Source organism: Pseudomonas svalbardensis (assembly GCF_030053115.1).
GTDB classification, from domain to species: domain Bacteria; phylum Pseudomonadota; class Gammaproteobacteria; order Pseudomonadales; family Pseudomonadaceae; genus Aquipseudomonas; species Aquipseudomonas svalbardensis.
On the sequence record NZ_CP125619.1, the window covers coordinates 3396884 to 3412753 of the forward strand.

At 57.2% G+C, this 15870-nt stretch carries 12 protein-coding genes; 7 read left to right on the forward strand and 5 right to left on the reverse strand.

Annotated features, from left to right (window positions below; all coding sequences use genetic code 11):
• Positions 1 to 84 precede the first annotated feature (84 nt).
• From QFX16_RS15580 to QFX16_RS15590, 3 genes are all read left to right on the forward strand, one after another.
• Entirely contained in the window at positions 85 to 1140 is a 1056-nt protein-coding gene (locus tag QFX16_RS15580) for a tetratricopeptide repeat protein (protein ID WP_283180377.1), read from the forward strand.
• Between the two features lie 116 nt (positions 1141 to 1256).
• Positions 1257 to 2759, forward strand: coding sequence for an ATPase domain-containing protein (locus QFX16_RS15585; RefSeq protein ID WP_283180378.1), 1503 nt, complete (start codon positions 1257 to 1259; stop codon positions 2757 to 2759).
• A 14-nt stretch (positions 2760 to 2773) separates the two neighbouring features.
• A complete protein-coding gene (locus QFX16_RS15590) occupies positions 2774 to 4426 on the forward strand; it encodes an ATP-binding protein (protein ID WP_439900132.1) in 1653 nt (550 codons plus the stop codon).
• A gap of 6 nt (positions 4427 to 4432) precedes the next feature.
• On the opposite strand, the gene QFX16_RS15595 is transcribed toward QFX16_RS15590, so the two are convergent.
• The 5 genes from QFX16_RS15595 to QFX16_RS15615 form a co-directional block, all read right to left on the reverse strand.
• Positions 4433 to 4810 (reverse strand): response regulator, encoded by a 378-nt coding sequence (locus QFX16_RS15595; RefSeq protein ID WP_008146959.1) that lies wholly within the window; start codon positions 4808 to 4810, stop codon positions 4433 to 4435.
• Between the two features lie 77 nt (positions 4811 to 4887).
• The gene (locus QFX16_RS15600; RefSeq protein WP_283180380.1) at positions 4888 to 6069 is read right to left on the reverse strand and encodes a hybrid sensor histidine kinase/response regulator; all 1182 of its coding nucleotides are present in this window, start codon (positions 6067 to 6069) and stop codon (positions 4888 to 4890) included.
• Positions 6063 to 6656, reverse strand: coding sequence for a chemotaxis protein CheB (locus tag QFX16_RS15605; protein WP_283180381.1), 594 nt, complete (start codon positions 6654 to 6656; stop codon positions 6063 to 6065). The genes QFX16_RS15600 and QFX16_RS15605 overlap by 7 nt, the downstream gene beginning before the upstream one ends.
• Positions 6653 to 7468 carry a CheR family methyltransferase gene (locus tag QFX16_RS15610; protein ID WP_008146953.1) on the reverse strand — a complete coding sequence of 272 codons (816 nt, stop codon included), beginning with the start codon at positions 7466 to 7468 and terminating at the stop codon, positions 6653 to 6655. Before QFX16_RS15610 ends, QFX16_RS15605 begins: the two co-directional genes overlap by 4 nt.
• Before the next feature lie 13 nt (positions 7469 to 7481).
• Positions 7482 to 10973, reverse strand: coding sequence for a response regulator (locus QFX16_RS15615; protein ID WP_283180382.1), 3492 nt, complete (start codon positions 10971 to 10973; stop codon positions 7482 to 7484).
• 262 nt (positions 10974 to 11235) lie between these two features.
• Between QFX16_RS15615 and QFX16_RS15620 the strand changes: the two genes are divergently transcribed.
• The 4 genes from QFX16_RS15620 to QFX16_RS15635 all read left to right on the forward strand — a co-directional run bounded on the left by QFX16_RS15620 (position 11236) and on the right by QFX16_RS15635 (position 15743).
• Positions 11236 to 11595 carry a response regulator gene (locus tag QFX16_RS15620; protein ID WP_201181448.1) on the forward strand — a complete coding sequence of 120 codons (360 nt, stop codon included), beginning with the start codon at positions 11236 to 11238 and terminating at the stop codon, positions 11593 to 11595.
• Between the two features lie 165 nt (positions 11596 to 11760).
• A complete protein-coding gene (locus QFX16_RS15625) occupies positions 11761 to 13266 on the forward strand; it encodes a PhoPQ-activated protein PqaA family protein (RefSeq protein ID WP_283180383.1) in 1506 nt (501 codons plus the stop codon).
• Between the two features lie 165 nt (positions 13267 to 13431).
• On the forward strand, positions 13432 to 14727 hold the full coding sequence (locus tag QFX16_RS15630) for a glycosyltransferase (protein WP_283180384.1): 1296 nt from the start codon (positions 13432 to 13434) through the stop codon (positions 14725 to 14727).
• Between the two features lie 149 nt (positions 14728 to 14876).
• Complete coding sequence (locus QFX16_RS15635) at positions 14877 to 15743, forward strand: phosphatidylinositol-specific phospholipase C domain-containing protein (RefSeq protein ID WP_283180385.1); 867 nt, start codon at positions 14877 to 14879, stop codon at positions 15741 to 15743.
• The last annotated feature ends 127 nt before the right edge of the window (positions 15744 to 15870 follow it).

Sequence of the window (15870 nt, forward strand, 5' to 3'; positions counted from 1 at the left end):
TCAACTGAGTCTGTGTTTGACTCACAGCCTTGCCTGACCGAAGCTGGCACCTTTGCAACAGCTTGCCAGCTCCCGGATTCCTGCATGCCCCAGTCCCGCCGCTACCTGCTCATCAGCCTCTGCGTCCTGTTTGCCATCGGCGTTGCCTGGTTTTCCCTGCGCAGCACGACCCCCGCTGTGCCGGAGGCGATCAAGCGTGGCTACAGCGAGGCGCTGAATCAGGCGCGCGCAGGCCAACCGGGCGCAGCGCGGGTCCTCTACCAGCAATTGGGCCGCCCTGATATATCGGTCAAACGCCGCGTCTGGTTGCATGCCGAACTGCCCAACTACCCCAGCTCCGTGGCCCTGAAACTGGCGGATTCGGACTTGCAGCATGAATCACCAGACGTGCGCATTGCAGCGATCAAAAGCATCAGCGGTCTGGTGCCCAGCGGTCAGCGCAGCCTGCTGCTGGCCCCGTTACTCGATGACGGCGAACAGCGCGTCCGCTATGCCGCCGTAAACGCCTTGCTGGGGCTATCGCCGGACGATCTCGGTTTGTACTTCGGGCCGTTGGAGCAAGCCATCGATGCCTGGGAACAGGACCTGAAGAGTCAACCGGAAAGCGCCGACAACCAATATCAACTGGCTCGGCTGCATCTGCACAATGCCGAATTGAAAGAGGCGCAGCGGGCGCTGGAGAACACCTTGCATCTTGCGCCCGGCAACCTGCCCGCGCTGGTGATGCAAATCGACGTGCTGGATCGCCTGGGCCAAAACGATGCTGCCCGGCAACTGTTGGCCAAGCAGCTGAAGGCTCAGCCCGATTCAGCCTACCTGCAACATGCCCTGGGGCTCTGGCTGTTGCATCACGGGCAAAGTGAATTCGCCCTGCTCGGCCTTTCCAAAGCCGTGGAGCTGGAGCCGGACAACAAGGATTACCGCTACGACCTGGCCACCACACTTCACGATGAACAGGAGCTGGAAGCGGCGCAGAAACAGTTGCAGGAGATCGTCCAGCGGCACCCGGCCGACCGGAGAGCCCGGGTATTGTTGATCAACTACTGGAAAGAAAGCGGCCAGCTACAGAACGTGCAGATTCTGCTGGCGCAACTTGAACAACTCAATCCCGACGACCCTGCCTTGCAGCAAGGGCTTTAACAACAGCAAAAATTTCGTTGAACTCGTCGTCTCGGCCAAGGGTCAAGAGAACAGGCAGTCCATTCAGGCACTTACGGCCTGCTGCCTCGCTTCCCCTAGTCATGAGAGGGTATTTTTTGTCTACATCAAACGAGTTGATCAGTGCAAAAGCCGCCACCGGCATCGAAGGTCTGGATGACATCCTGGCCGGCGGTTTGTCCCGCGGGCATGTGTTTTTACTGGAGGGTGAACCCGGTACCGGCAAAACCACCGTCGCTTTGCATTTCCTGTTGGCCGGTGCTCGTGCCGGCGAACGCTCGTTGTACATCACGCTGTCGGAAACCGAGCGGGAGCTGCGACAGGGTGCGTTGTCCCACGGCTGGGAATTGGATGAGAACATACACATCTTCGAGCTGACGCCCCCGGAAAGCCTGCTCAATGCCGAGCATCAGCAGAGCTTGTTGTATTCCTCGGACCTTGAACTGGGCGAAGCCACCAAGCAGATTTTCGAAGTGGTCGAACGGGTCAAACCGACTCGTGTGGTGCTCGACAGTCTTTCCGAGATCCGCCTGCTGGCCCAAAGCTCATTGCGCTACCGTCGCCAGATCCTCGCGATCAAACATTACTTCGTGCGCTATGACGCCACGGTGGTGTTGCTGGACGACCTGACCACCGAATCCCTCGACAAAACCGTGCACAGTGTGGCCCACGGCGTCATTCGCCTTGAGGAACTGACCCCCAACTATGGCGCCGAGCGTCGGCGGATCCGTGTGGTGAAATACCGTGGCCAGAAGTACCGAGGCGGGTTTCACGACTTCACCATCATGGGCGATGGCGTGCATGTTTTTCCGCGCCTGGTGGCCGCCGAGCACCGCGGTCGCTATGTCCGCCAGCAATTGTCCAGCGGCATCAAGGCCATGGACGCCCTGCTCGGCGGCGGGATCGAGACCGGTTCCAGCACGCTGATCCTTGGTCCGGCCGGTACTGGCAAATCGCTGATCTCGATGATCTTCGCCGCCGCCGCCGTGGCCCGAGGCGAAAAAGCCGCACTGTTTATTTTCGATGAAGAGCTCGGGTTGCTGTTCGAACGCATGAAGAACATCGGCATCGACCTCAAGGCGCTACAAGACACTGGCAACCTGCTGATCGAGCAAGTGGACGCGGCTGAGTTGTCCCCAGGAGAGTTTTCCTACCGGGTTCGTCGCTGCGTCGATGAGGGCAGTATCAAGACCGTGGTGATCGACAGCATCAATGGCTATCAGGCGGCGATGCCCGAGGAAAACGCGCTGGTACTGCACATGCACGAGTTGCTGCTGTACCTCAATCGCCAGGGTGCCGCGACCTACATGACCGTCGCCCAGCATGGACTGGTCGGTGACATGCAGGCCCCCGTGGACATCACCTATCTGGCCGACACGGTCATCCTGCTGCGCTACTTCGAGGCATTAGGCAAGGTTCGCCGGGCGATCTCGATCATCAAGAAACGCACGGGCAGTCATGAGTCAACCATTCGGGAATACCGAATCAGCGCTCAGGGCATGACCATTGGTGAACCGCTGGATGCATTTCAGGGGGTATTGCGGGGTGTCCCGACCTATCTGGGTGCCAGCAATCCTTTGCTTGAGGAACAAAGCCCGTGATTGCCCGGGAAGCGATGTCCGAGCGCGCGATCATTCTCGCGCCGCTGGGTCGCGACAGCCAGATTGCGCTGATGATGCTCAATGAAGCGGGTTACGACGGGGTGATTACTCGGGACCTTGTGGCGTTATGCAGCGAGCTGGTGCAAGGGGCAGGATTGCTGTTGATCTCTTCCGAGGCCTTGTTGGGCGGTAATCTTGAACCGCTGTTCGGTCTGATCGAACAACAGCCTGCCTGGTCCGACCTTCCGATTGTATTGATGACCCACCATGGCGGCCCGGAGCAAAACCCGGCGTCGCGCTACGGCCCACAGCTGGGGAACGTGACCTTTCTTGAGCGTCCTTTTCATCCCGTGACGTTAATCAGTCTGGTGACCACCGCGTTGCGCGGCCGTCGACGACAGTACGACGCCAGGGACCGGCTGATCGATCTGAGTCAAAGCGAACTGCGGTTGCAAAACACCCTCGAAACCCTCGAACAGCAGGTCGAGGAACGCACCGCCCAGCTGCGACACAATGAGGAAGCCCTGCGCCAATCGCAGAAGATGGAAGCGGTCGGCCAGCTCACCGGCGGCATTGCCCACGACTTTAACAACATGCTGACCGGCATCATCGGCAGCCTGGAGCTGCTGCGCCGACGTGTGGCCCGTGGGCGCACCGACGATCTGGACAGTCTTATCGACCTGGGTGTGACGTCAGCCAACCGCGCGACAGGCCTGACCCACCGTCTGCTGGCATTCTCCCGGCGTCAGTCGCTGGACTCCAAACCCGTGGAGATGAACACCCTGGTGGTGTCCATGGGCGAGCTGCTTCAGCGCAGCATCAACGAAACCATTCAGCTGGACATGCAGCTGAACGAGCAACTCTGGGTGGCCGAAGCCGATCCCAACCAGTTGGAAAGCGCCCTGCTCAATCTGGTGCTCAATGCTCGGGATGCAATGCCCGACGGCGGCAAGCTGGTGGTGAAAACCAGTAACCAGCATTTGGACATTGGCTCCACCGAAGCCCAAAGCAACCTTCCACCGGGTGATTACGTGGTGCTGAGCGTCACAGACACTGGGTGTGGCATGCCGCAAAGCACCATCAACCGAGCCTTTGATCCGTTCTTTACCACCAAGCCCATCGGTCAGGGCACAGGCCTCGGGCTGTCGATGATTTATGGTTTCAGCAAACAATCGCGTGGCCACGTCGCCATTCACAGTGAAGTGGGCGAAGGCACCACGGTGAGCCTGTTTCTCCCGCGATTCGGCGGTGACGTGCCTCAGGACAGCCCGGTGGACGTCCAGCACGCTCCGTTCGCACAGAATGGCGAAACGGTGCTGATCGTCGAGGACGATCCGGCGGTACGGGTGTTGATCAGTACGGTGTTGAGTGACCTGGGCTATGCCTTCGTCGAGGCTGGTAATGCCGACAGCGCGGTGCCGATTCTCGACTCCAGGCAGCGTATCGATTTGTTGATCAGCGACGTTGGGTTGCCCGGCATGAATGGACGGCAACTGGCGGAAATCGGTCGGCAATACCGGCCGGATCTGAAGGTTTTGTTCATCACAGGCTACGCCGAGCATGCGGCAGTGCGTGGTGGTTTCCTTGATCCTGGCATGCAGATGATCACCAAGCCGTTCACCTTCGACCTATTGACGGCGAAGGTGCGGGAGATGATCCGCGTCTGAAGGTGCTTACGAGAGCATTTCCTGCATAAGCTCCTGCAGTACATCCAGATCGAACGGCTTGGCCAGGATCGGTGCTTTACGGGTGATCGGGCTGTCCGTCTCGCGGATCTCCTGCGGATAACCGCTGATAAAAATCACCTTGAGTTCCGGTCGCAGCTTCACGGCAGGTTCAGCAATCTGCACGCCAGAGATTCCGCCCGGCAGGCGGAAGTCGGTGATCATCATGTCCAGGTGTGGTTTGCTCGACAGAATCTCGAAGGCCTGCTCGCCGTTTTCGGCCTGCAATACCCGGTAGCCCTCACCCGACAGATAGGCCGACAGCACCATCAAAATCGAGGGGTCATCTTCGACGATCAATACGACGTCTTGTGCATCTTCACTCATGGGAAGCCTTTGTTCGGTCAATAGCTGCTGATACGACCGTGGGGTCGATCAGAGGTTGCGTTTATCTGGCTGTTTTCCTACTGCGGCAGACAAACGCGAAACAAGGCGCCTTCGCCAATCCGGCTTTCGACGGTAATGGAACCGCCATGGGCGGCCACAATCTGCTCGGAAATAAATAAGCCCAGGCCCAACCCCGCGACAGCGTGTTTGGCCGTGACGCGTTCGAATTGCTGGAAAATACGCTTCTGATTCTCTTCGCCGATGCCGATCCCGAGATCGCGCACTTCCACCCGAGCCTGACCGCCCTCACTGTACACCTTAACGGTGATCGGACTCTTGGCGCCGTAGCGCAAAGCATTGGTCAGCAGGTTGGAAATCACCTGTTCAATGCGAAATTCGTCCCAGCTGCCCACCACCGGTTGCTCGGCCTCCAGGGTGACCGAGGACTCGGCAGCATCGATCTGCGGTGCGAAGTTCTGCAGCAAGCCGCGAACCAGCGCCGACAGATCGAAGCGCGTCGGTCGGATCGACAACTTGCCGGTGCGAATGCGCGACACATCGAGCATGTCTTCGATCAAGCGGATCAGGCTTTTGATCTGCCGCTCGTCGCGATCGACCATCGCGTGCATCTTGTCCAGGGTAAACGCCGCAGCGTTATCCCGGGCAAGGTGCATCTTGCGCAACTGGGTTTCGAGGATCAGGCCATTGAGCGGCGTGCGGACTTCATGGGCGACGATGGACATGAAGTCATCGCGCATGCGCACCGCTTGCTCCAGTTCCAGCTGAGTACTCTGTAACTGCTTGAGCAGCGCTTCCTGCTCACGGCGGCTTTGCTCCAGCTCCTCGACCTGCTGTTTCATCGCCTTGCTTTGGCGAAACAGTTCGACGAACACGTTGACCTTGCTCTTGACCGCGTGGATATCCAGCGGCTTGTAGAGGAAATCCACGGCGCCGCTTTCGTAGCCCTTGAACGCGTAGTTCAGCTCACGACCGGCCGCACTGACGAACACGATCGGGATGTTCTTGGTCTTTTCCGTGCCGCGCATCAGCTCGGCCAGCTCGAAGCCGTTCATGCCGGGCATCTGCACGTCGAGAATGGCCATGGCGAATTCGTGTTGCAGCAACAGCGACAAGGCTTCATCGGCGGACAAGGCTTTGTAGACGATACGGTCTTCGCGTCTGATCAGCGCTTCGAGCGCCAACAGGTTCTCCGGCAGATCGTCGACGATCAGCAGTTTGGCTTGGATAGTACTTAGCATGCGATTCGTTCCAGCTCGACAAGCAGACGGCCGATGCCGCGTATAGGGAGGATGTGGTCTGGCTGGTGCATATCCAGTGCAGCTTGGGGCATGGTTGCAACCTGAGCTTCGTCCGGGTCCTGGACGATGGTCATGCCGCCACGGTATTTGACCTGGGCCAGTCCGCTGGCGCCATCGCGGTTGGCACCAGTCAACAACACCGCGGCCAGGGCTGAGCCGTAAGCATCGGCGGCCGACTCGAACAGGTAATCGATGGCCGGTCGCGAATAATGCACACGGGCTTCCAGACTCAAGGAAAAACTGCGGTCCTGCTCCACCGACAAGTGATAACCCGGAGACGCGAAATAGAGCGTTCCAGCTTTCACCAGCGTCTTGTCGCAGGCTTCCAGTACAGGCATGGAGACTCGCCGGGCGAACACCTCGGCCAGCTGGCTGCGACGTTCGTCAGGGAGGTGAAGAACCACAATGATCGGCAGCGTGAAGCCTTTTCGCAGGGGGCTGAGGATATTCAGCAGTGCCTCTACACCGCCGGCCGAGGCGCCGATCACGACAGCCTCTATAGAAGGCAGATTCGCTGCACTGTTCATGATTTGCGGTAAATCCGTTCTTGTTTGACCAACGGTTCGAACTGGTTGCCGTAGGCTGAAAAATCCAGGGTTTCCTTACTACCCAGCACCAAAAATCCTCGATGGCAAAGGGATTCATGGAACAAACCGAACGCACGATCCTGAAGCTTTTTATTGAAGTAAATCAAAACATTACGACACGAAATTAATTGAGTTTCTGAAAAGACACTGTCAGTCGCCAGGCTGTGATCGGCGAAGGTCACGTTCTCACACAGCGTCTTGTCGAAAATGGCGTAACCGTAGGCCGCCGTGTAGTAGTCGGCGAACGAACGCTGGCCACCTGCCTGCTGGTAGTTATGAGTGTAGGCGCGGACATTCTCCATGGAGAAAATCCCTTGCTTGGCTTTATCCAGCGAGCGCGGATTGATGTCGGTGGCGTAGATGATGGTGCGATCGAGCAAGCCTTCTTCGCGCAGCAGAATGGCCATCGAATAGACCTCTTCACCCGTGCTGCAACCGGCGATCCAGATCTTGATCGAGGGGTAAGTCTTGAGCAACGGCACCACTTCCTTGCGGATCGCCAGGAAATGCGAAGGGTCACGGAACATTTCACTGACCGGGATCGTCAGCAGTTGCAACAACTGCATGAACGCCGTCGGGTCGTGCAGGACCTTTTCCTGCAACGCTGAAATGGTCGTGCACTCGAACTGGCTCAACGCGTGATTGACCCGACGCTTGATCGAAGCGCCGGAGTAGTCGCGAAAGTCATAGCTGTATTTGAGATAGATCGCCTCGATCAACAAGCGCAATTCGATTTCGGTATTCTTTTCCACTAAAAGCTTTCCACTAAATGCGTTCCATCTTCGGTAACCACACGCGAATCAGCGAGAACAGGCGATCCAGGTCGATGGGCTTAGCCAGGTAATCATTGGAGCCCGCTTGCAAGCAGCGCTCCTGATCGTCCTTCATGGCCTTGGCCGTCACCGCAATGATCGGCAGCTTGCGCCAGCGCGGGTCCTTGCGGATCTCGATGGTGGCTTCGTAGCCATCCATCTCTGGCATCATCACGTCCATCAGCACCAGATCGATGTCCTCGACTTCATTCAGTCTTTCAATCGCTTCACGACCGTTACGGCCAATGACCACGACTGCACCCTTTTGCTCCAGAGCACTGGTGAGGGCGAAGATATTGCGTACATCGTCGTCCACCAGCAGCACCTTGCGACCCTCGAAAACCTTGTCGCGACTGCGCGCGGTCTTGAGCATCCTCTGGCGTTCATGGGACAACCTGGATTCGACTTTGTGCAGAAAGAGTGTGACCTCATCCAGCAAACGCTCTGGCGAGCGCGCGCCCTTGATGATGATCGAGCGCGAATACTTGCGCAGGTCGGCCTCTTCGTCCCGCGTCAGGTTGCGCCCGGTGTAGACGATCACCGGCGGGAACGAGCAGATATCTTCCGTGGACATGCGCTTGAGCAAGTCGTTGCCGAGCATGTCCGGTAGCTTCAGGTCGATGATCATGCAGTCGAAAATCGTCGTGCGCAGATGGTCCAGGGCATCCTGTGCCAGGCCAACAGCAGTGATCTCGATGTCTTCGTCGCCGATCAGCCGGGCAATGCTATCGCGCTGCAGATCATCGTCTTCGACCAGCAGGACGCGTTTGACTTTCTGGGTCAGCTTGGCCTCAAGGCGGGCAAACACGTCCTTGAGCTCCTCGCGGGTGGTCGGCTTGACCGCGTAACCAATGGCGCCCATGTGCATCGCGGCTTCGACCCGGTCTTCCACGGAAATCACATGCACCGGAATGTGCCGGGTTTCAGCGTGTTCCTTCAGGCGTTGCAGCACGGTCAACCCGGAATGATCCGGCAAGCGCATGTCCAGCAGAATGGCGTCCGGGATGAATTCCCTCGCCAGGTCGTAACCCTCGTCCGCGCCGTGCGCCACCAGGCACTGATAACCCAGCTCATGCGCCAGGTCGTAAAGGATATTGGCGAAGTTCGGCTCGTCTTCCACCACCAGAATGCAACGAGTGGCGAATGGCGCCTTGGTGCGATCGTCGTCGAAACGCGGGATATCGACTTCGGCAATCAACGGCACCAGCGCGGCGGGCGTCACTCTCGGTGTAAAGGCAACCGGCGTGGCTCTCATCGGCTCGACAGGATCCTCGCCCGGTTCAACGTATTGCTGCGGCAAAACCAGTGTAAACACACTGCCCTGCCCCGGCTCGCTGGTGACACTGATGGAACCACCGAGCAAGGCGGCCAGGTCACGGGAAATCGACAAGCCCAGGCCGGTGCCGCCGTAACGTCGATTGGTGGTGCCATCGGCCTGGCGGAAAGCTTCGAAAATGCTGTCCTGCTGATCCGCGGCAATGCCAATCCCCGAATCGCGAATGATAAAGGCGATACCGTCGCCTGGCTGGCTGGCAACCGTCAGGCTGACCGTGCCTCTTTCGGTGAATTTCACCGCGTTGGACAGCAGGTTCTTGATGACCTGCTCCAGACGTTGGCGGTCGGTAAAGATCATCATCGGCGCACCGGCCTGCACCTCGACCTGGAAATCCAGTTTCTTGTCGGTCGCCAAGGGCTGGAACATCCCGCGCAAGCCATCCACCAGCCGCGCGACACTGGTGTTCTCCGGTCGCATCTCAAGCTTGCCGGCCTCGACCTTGGAAATGTCGAGAATGTCGTTGATCAAGTTGAGCAAATCATTGCCGGCGGAGTAGATCGACTCGGCGAACTTGACCTGCTCGGCGCTGAGGTTTTCCTGGGGGTTTTCCGCCAGCAACTTGGCCAGGATCAACGAGCTGTTCAGCGGTGTGCGCAACTCATGGGACATGTTGGCGAGGAATTCAGACTTGTACTTGCTCGAGCGCTGCAACTCTTCGGCGCGTTCTTCGAGCTGGGTCTGGGCCTGATTGAGCTCGCTGTTCTTCAGGTCCATGGCGTCGCGCTGAGACGCCAGTATCCCCGCCTGCTCGGCGAGCTGCTCATTCGTTTGTTCAAGCTCGACTTGCTGGGTCTCCAGATGCGCCTGGGACTCCTTGAGAATCCGCGACTGCTCTTCCAGCTCTTCGTTGGCGGTCTTGAGTTCTTCCTGCTGGACTTGCAGTTCTTCATTGAGCTGCTGGGTTTCGGCCAGCACTTCCTGCAAGCGCTGGCGATAGCGAGCGGCCTCGATGGACGTGCCGATGTTGCCAGCAATCAGTTCAAGCAATTCGACGTCACGGTCCGTCAGCGGGCGCAGGAAGCCCAGTTCGATCACACCGTTGACCCGATCGTCGTCATTGGTCGGCACGACCAGCACGCTGTGCGGCAGACCTTCGCCCAGGCCGGAGCTGACCTTGAAGTAATCGCTCGGTACGTCATCGAGACGAATCAAGCGAGCCTGGTTCGCTACCTGGCCGACAATGCCTTCATCGCTGTAAATCTGCTGTTCGCGCGCTTCCTGCTCGCGGGAGAAACCGTAAGAGGCAATGCGCTTGAGTCCACCGTGCTCTTCACGAACATAAATAGCCGCCACGGCCGTGCCCAGGTACTGCGCGCAGAACTGCAGAATGTTGCGGCCCAGCAGATTAAGCGACAGTTGCCCCAACACTTGTTCGGCCAGTTCGGTCTGGCCATTGCGCAGCCAGGCCTGCTGTTCCAGACGCTGGGCGCTGGCCTGTTGCGCGGCGAGGTTGGCGCTGTAACTTTGTGAAAGGTTGAGCAAGTCCCGACGGCCAATGTAGGCCAGCAATGCGCTGATCCCGGCGATGAACAACAGGTAAAGGCTGATGCTCCAGATCGTGGTGCGGCGCACTTCCTCGTTGCGCGTGGTGCGTAACTGCTGCTCCATGTCGATCACGTCTTCGAATTGCTTGCGGATCTCATCGGTCAGCCGCTTGCCGCGCCCGGCCTTGACCACGCTGCGGTAATCGCCGCTGGATCGCTGCAATTCAATGAGTGCCTGCGCGTAAGTGGCCCACTCATTCTGCAAGGCCTGGAGCCGGTTCAGACGGTCGGTCTGCACCGGGTTGTCCGCGGTCAGTTCGAGCAAGGTATTGAGGGCGACAGCGATTCGTGGCTTGGCCGTTTCGTAGGGTTCAAGGAAGTGTTCGTCGCCAGTGAGCAGGAAGCCGCGCATACCGGTTTCCAGATCGACGGTCAGCTTGACCGATTCATTGGCGTTATTGATCACCCGGTCGGTGTGCTCGACCCACTGGGTCACCGACAGCAGGTAAGTGATCAGCGAAACAAAGAACACTGCACTGAGCACGCCGACACCCAACGGCAGGCTGACGTTGCGGCTCAGGAGTTTACGGAATCGTTGCTCATCAACCGAAGACGCGGATGTCATGGGGGGGAAACCTTGTCGAACTGTTGAAAACCAAGGAGTTTGCCCCAAAAGCCCCGGTTTGATCCAATTTTCTGACACCTTTTCGCGCAAAATCCTACATTCCACTGCTCTAGCGCAAAGGAGCGGTTATCCTTGCCAGCACTTGTGCGGCTATTCTTTTTTCTACCGCGCGGGAACTTGTCGGGTTGCCTCACTTACTCAAGCAAGAACCCGGCGATTTCGATCGACCGACAACCGCGAATTCAACCTCTGAGAACCCACTATGTCCGCCACCGCGTCCATCATCCTTGTAGTCGAAGACGACGCCATCGTGCGCATGCTGATTGTCGATGTGCTGGAGGAACTCGAGTTCAAGGTGCTCGAGGCCGATGGCAGCGAACAGGCGCTGGAGTTTCTCAACGACGAAGATCAGTACATCGATTTGATGATGACAGACGTTGGTTTGCCGGTGATGGACGGCCGTGAACTGGCCACCCAGGCCCGGATGCTGCGCCCCGAGCTGCCCATCCTGTTTGCTAGCGGTTATGCCGAAAGTATTGATGTGCCCGAAGGTATGCACGTGATTGGTAAACCGTTTTCCATTGATCAGTTGCGCGACAAGGTCAAAGGCATGCTGACCTGAGACAGTTGACTGGGCATCTTGGCCCCACCACTTTTCTGCATAAACCGACGTAAGGCTGCATTTTTCGGCGTTTTTGGGCTCTGACCTGTCAAGCTTGACAGTAGAAAAGGCCGCCCGCCTGGCGTTTGATTGGACCGGTGATCCCACTCATAAGGAACCGAGTCCATGCCGAGTCGAACCGAACGCTACGCACGTCATTTGAAAATCAGCGGATCATTGCTGATGCTCATCGCCGGATATGGTTGCCAGTCAGCCTCTTCCGACAATCCCCAGCACTGCTTTGAACAGAGCGGACAGGCGTTCAGCGAAGTATTGAGCTGCTATCGCAAAGCCGAAGCGACGCAACCGCTGCGCTACATCAGTAAGGGACAAGAGCAACAGCCCGGCGTCAACATCCGGCGCTTCGAACTGACGTCACAGACCTGGGGCCAGGGCGGTCAAGTCGCACCGGCAGACTGGACCCATGGAGTCGACCTGTACATTCCCGATAACGTCAAGGGTACGCGTGCCGTGCTGGTCGCCAACGACGGCGTCAACAAGCCTTTGCCCGGTGAGTCTCCGGGAGCACCCAACAACTTTTCGCAGCAAACGCTGCTCAACATTGCCCGGCAAACCGGTTTGATCGTAGTGGCTGTCAGCAATGTCCCTAACCAGTATTTGACCTACAGCGATGACGGCGTGCCGCGCACAGAAGATGGCAGCGTTGCCCACAGCTGGAAACTCTTCATGCAGGCCCCGGAACAACAGCCCTTTATGTCGCTGCATGTGCCGATGATGGAAGCGCTGGTCAAAGCCATGGACCTGGCGCAAAAGGAAACGCAGCGAGGCCAGGTGGTGAGTTTTCTTGCCACCGGTGCGTCGAAACGCGGTTGGGCGGTATGGCTGTCCGCCCTTGCGGACTCACGCGTCGATAGCATCGTGCCGTTTGTCATCGACGTCTTGAACACGGACAAAGTGTTCGACCAGACGTTTCTGGCCTACGGCGGTAACTGGCCACTGGCGTACATCGACTACTACTTGCAAGGCGTGATTGCCCAACGCAAGACCGAGCCGTTCAAGAAGCTGATGCAGGTCGAAGATCCGATGACCTATAGGAATCTGTCCGGTTACACCGACCGCTTGAAGATCCCGAAATATGTCGTCAACGCCAGTGGCGATGACTTCTTCATCCCGGATGCTTCACGCGAGTATTTTCCGGACCTGCCGGGTGACAATACACTTCGGGTCATTCCCAATGCCGCCCACGATGTTCGGGCGTTTGTTGAAGCGAACCTGATTCCTTATATCAAGCGGCGGCAGACTGGCAATACCGCACCGAGGTTAAAGGCACAGGAACAGCGCCTGGACGCCACATTGACCAAGTTGCACCTGACCTTGTCCGAAATGCCGATCAGGACGACTCAGTGGACAGCGCTCAACCCGAAGGCCCGGGACTTTCGGTACAACTGCGGCGTGCGCTACACCGCAAAACCATTGCCGGTCGCAATGGACGTCCAGGCGACTCTCCGTGCTCCCGAGGAGGGTTGGAGCGCCCAGTTCATCGAAACTGAGTATGCGGACGGCGTTGTCGAAACGACGATGGTCAAGGTGCTTCCGCAAACATATCCGAATCAGCCGCCACCCGCCGATCAGGCATTTTGCAGAACGCTACCCGCCACCCCGGGTCAGTAAATCACGACACGACAATCTCAACCCTTTTGCTCTGTGGGGTTGTCGTGTTTCCTTGACTGTTCTCGGTCATTCATTTTCTTGCCTGACGCCGGAGCGTTCAGTTCAATGCCACGCTTGCTGTGGTTTAATTGCGCCCTACCCGATGACCCGTCTCAAGGAATACCGATGACCCAGCCCCGCGCAACCAAAGTCCTGGTCATTGGTTACGTCTGGCCCGAGCCCCGCTCTTCGGCGGCCGGCGGGCACATGATGCAAATTCTCGAGACCTTCTTGCAGCAAGGCTGGGACATTACTTTCAGTAGCCCGGCCGGCACCGGTGAACACCGGGCAGACCTGACGGTCTTGGGCATTCGCGAAGTCCCGATCGAATTGAACAACAGCAGTTTCGACACGTTCATCAGCGAACTGGCCCCGGACATTGTCCTGTTCGATCGGTTCATGATGGAAGAACAGTTCGGCTGGCGAGTTGAAAAACACTGCCCCGATGCCTTGCGCGTGCTTGAGACCTCCGACCTGCAAAGCCTGCGAGATGCCCGCCATCAACGCCTCAAGGAGCGTTTGAAGGCCAGTGACGACGCCAATGACTTCAATGAACTGTTCGCGCCGGCGTTACGTGAAGAGTTTGAGCTCATGGCCGAGACCGATCTGGCCAAACGGGAGATCGCAGCGATTTATCGTTGCGACTTGAATCTGATGATTTCAGAAGTAGAGATCGAGTTGCTGGTCGAGCAATTCAAGCTGCCGCGCCAACTGCTGCACTGGTGCCCGCTGATGGTCGATCTACCGAGCGTGCCACCGGCTTCTTTTGAAGACCGCGCGCACTTTCTCAGCATCGGCAACTTCCGTCATGCCCCTAACTGGGATGCGGTGCTCTGGATGAAAACCACTATCTGGCCGCTGATCCGCCAACAACTGCCAACGGCTCAATTGCACATTTACGGTGCTTACACACCGCCCAAAGCGACTGCGTTGCACAACCCCGGCCAGGGTTTTCATGTAATGAACTGGGCGGAAGATGCATTAAAAGTCATGTCTGGCGCACGGATTTGCCTGGCCCCCTTACGCTTCGGTGCCGGAATCAAAGGCAAAATTGTCGACGCCATGTTGTGTGGCACGCCCACGATCACAACGCCAATCGGCGCAGAAGCGATGCATGGCGAACATCCTTGGCCGGGTGCCGTGACCCGAACAGCACAGGCGTTCGCCGATTGCGCGGTTCAACTGTACAAGGACGAGGCTCTGTGGACGAACGCCCAATCCCAAGGGACGACCTTGCTGGCCGGTCGTTATCGACAGTCCGAACATGGCCCGGCGCTGATCGAAAAGTTGTTGTATTGCCAACAACACTTGGCACAACTTAGAAGCGATAACTTTACGGGAAGCATGTTGCGTCATCACCACCATAAAAGTACGCAATACATGGCGCAATGGATTGAAGCGAAGAATCGAAATCCGCTATAGAGCTCACACTAATAATAAATATTTTGCATCACCACCCTTGTTGACCACACCAACTCCACACCCTATAAACATCTGCCGAGCTTAAGCTTCGCTAGTTAAGTTAGACACAACCAACTTCTCTTTTTAAAAACAATGCAAGGATGCATTAAATGGATAACTTTGTTCAGAACAAAAGTACGCATAAAAACTGGATGCTAGCCACGCCGGCAATTGATACATTGTCACTCTGTGAATTGACACTGCCGGGAACACACAACGCAGGCAGCGACTGGAAAGCGTCCTGGCCGTTTTTCGGCCCTCCCGCCCATTGGGTGGCATGTCAGCATGAATCGTTCTACAGCCAGCTGTGTCACGGCTCTCGGGCTCTCGACATCCGTTTATTGCAGGACGATAGCGCAAAAGGACTCGACAAGTTCGGCATTCATCACAACGGCCACCGCAACTCTCGCACCTTGAAGAATCTTGTGACCGACGTGGAACAATTTCTTAAGGAGAGCCCGAATGAATTCATTATTCTAGACTTCCATCAACTGCAGGGTGATAGGTTTGATTTCACTAACTTCAATAGCATGGTGAAACAGTATCTTGGCAATCGCATAATCCCCACCAAAAACCTGTCTCTGAGCCTGCATCAGCTCAAACAAATCAGCTCTATACAAAGAATTTTAGTCGCCGCCCCTTGGCACAGTGCTCTTGATCGAAACGTATTTCACGAGCAGATCGAGCACAAATGGTCTGGCAGCGGTATCGCCAGTGCCACTGATTTGGCGGTGCACATTATGAATGTGATGAGAAACCCGCCAGGCACAGAGGCACCGTGGTCGCTTTCCGCCACCAGTTACAGCGCTCTTGGCGGCCCCGTGGATATTCATGATGAGCTTAATTTCTGGTTCCACCCGAAGGCCAGCGACTGGGCGTCAAAGTGCAACATCATCAATGTCGATTTTATTGAAGAGTCCAACATTGTCTCTTATTGCCGAACTGTAAACCTGACGAAAGCGAGCAAGCGAAATTAACAATTTTCGCGCCATCAAATAGCTATTCTTGTGTAAGTGTTTCCGACGCTGGCAATACTGCCACGCACTTCTATGCTGGGTCATGAAAGCCTTTTGTTTCAGGCGAGTGATACGGATGTGGCACCCA

Coding starts and splice junctions, on each gene's coding strand:
- QFX16_RS15580 (WP_283180377.1), top strand. CDS start 85: ATGCCCCAGTCCCGCCGCTACCTGCTCATCAGCCTCTGCGTCCTGTTT.
- QFX16_RS15590 (WP_439900132.1), top strand. CDS start 2,774: ATGTCCGAGCGCGCGATCATTCTCGCGCCGCTGGGTCGCGACAGCCAG.
- QFX16_RS15595 (WP_008146959.1), bottom strand. CDS start 4,810: ATGAGTGAAGATGCACAAGACGTCGTATTGATCGTCGAAGATGACCCC.
- QFX16_RS15600 (WP_283180380.1), bottom strand. CDS start 6,069: ATGCTAAGTACTATCCAAGCCAAACTGCTGATCGTCGACGATCTGCCG.
- QFX16_RS15605 (WP_283180381.1), bottom strand. CDS start 6,656: ATGAACAGTGCAGCGAATCTGCCTTCTATAGAGGCTGTCGTGATCGGC.
- QFX16_RS15615 (WP_283180382.1), bottom strand. CDS start 10,973: ATGACATCCGCGTCTTCGGTTGATGAGCAACGATTCCGTAAACTCCTG.
- QFX16_RS15620 (WP_201181448.1), top strand. CDS start 11,236: ATGTCCGCCACCGCGTCCATCATCCTTGTAGTCGAAGACGACGCCATC.
- QFX16_RS15625 (WP_283180383.1), top strand. CDS start 11,761: ATGCCGAGTCGAACCGAACGCTACGCACGTCATTTGAAAATCAGCGGA.
- QFX16_RS15630 (WP_283180384.1), top strand. CDS start 13,432: ATGACCCAGCCCCGCGCAACCAAAGTCCTGGTCATTGGTTACGTCTGG.
- QFX16_RS15635 (WP_283180385.1), top strand. CDS start 14,877: ATGGATAACTTTGTTCAGAACAAAAGTACGCATAAAAACTGGATGCTA.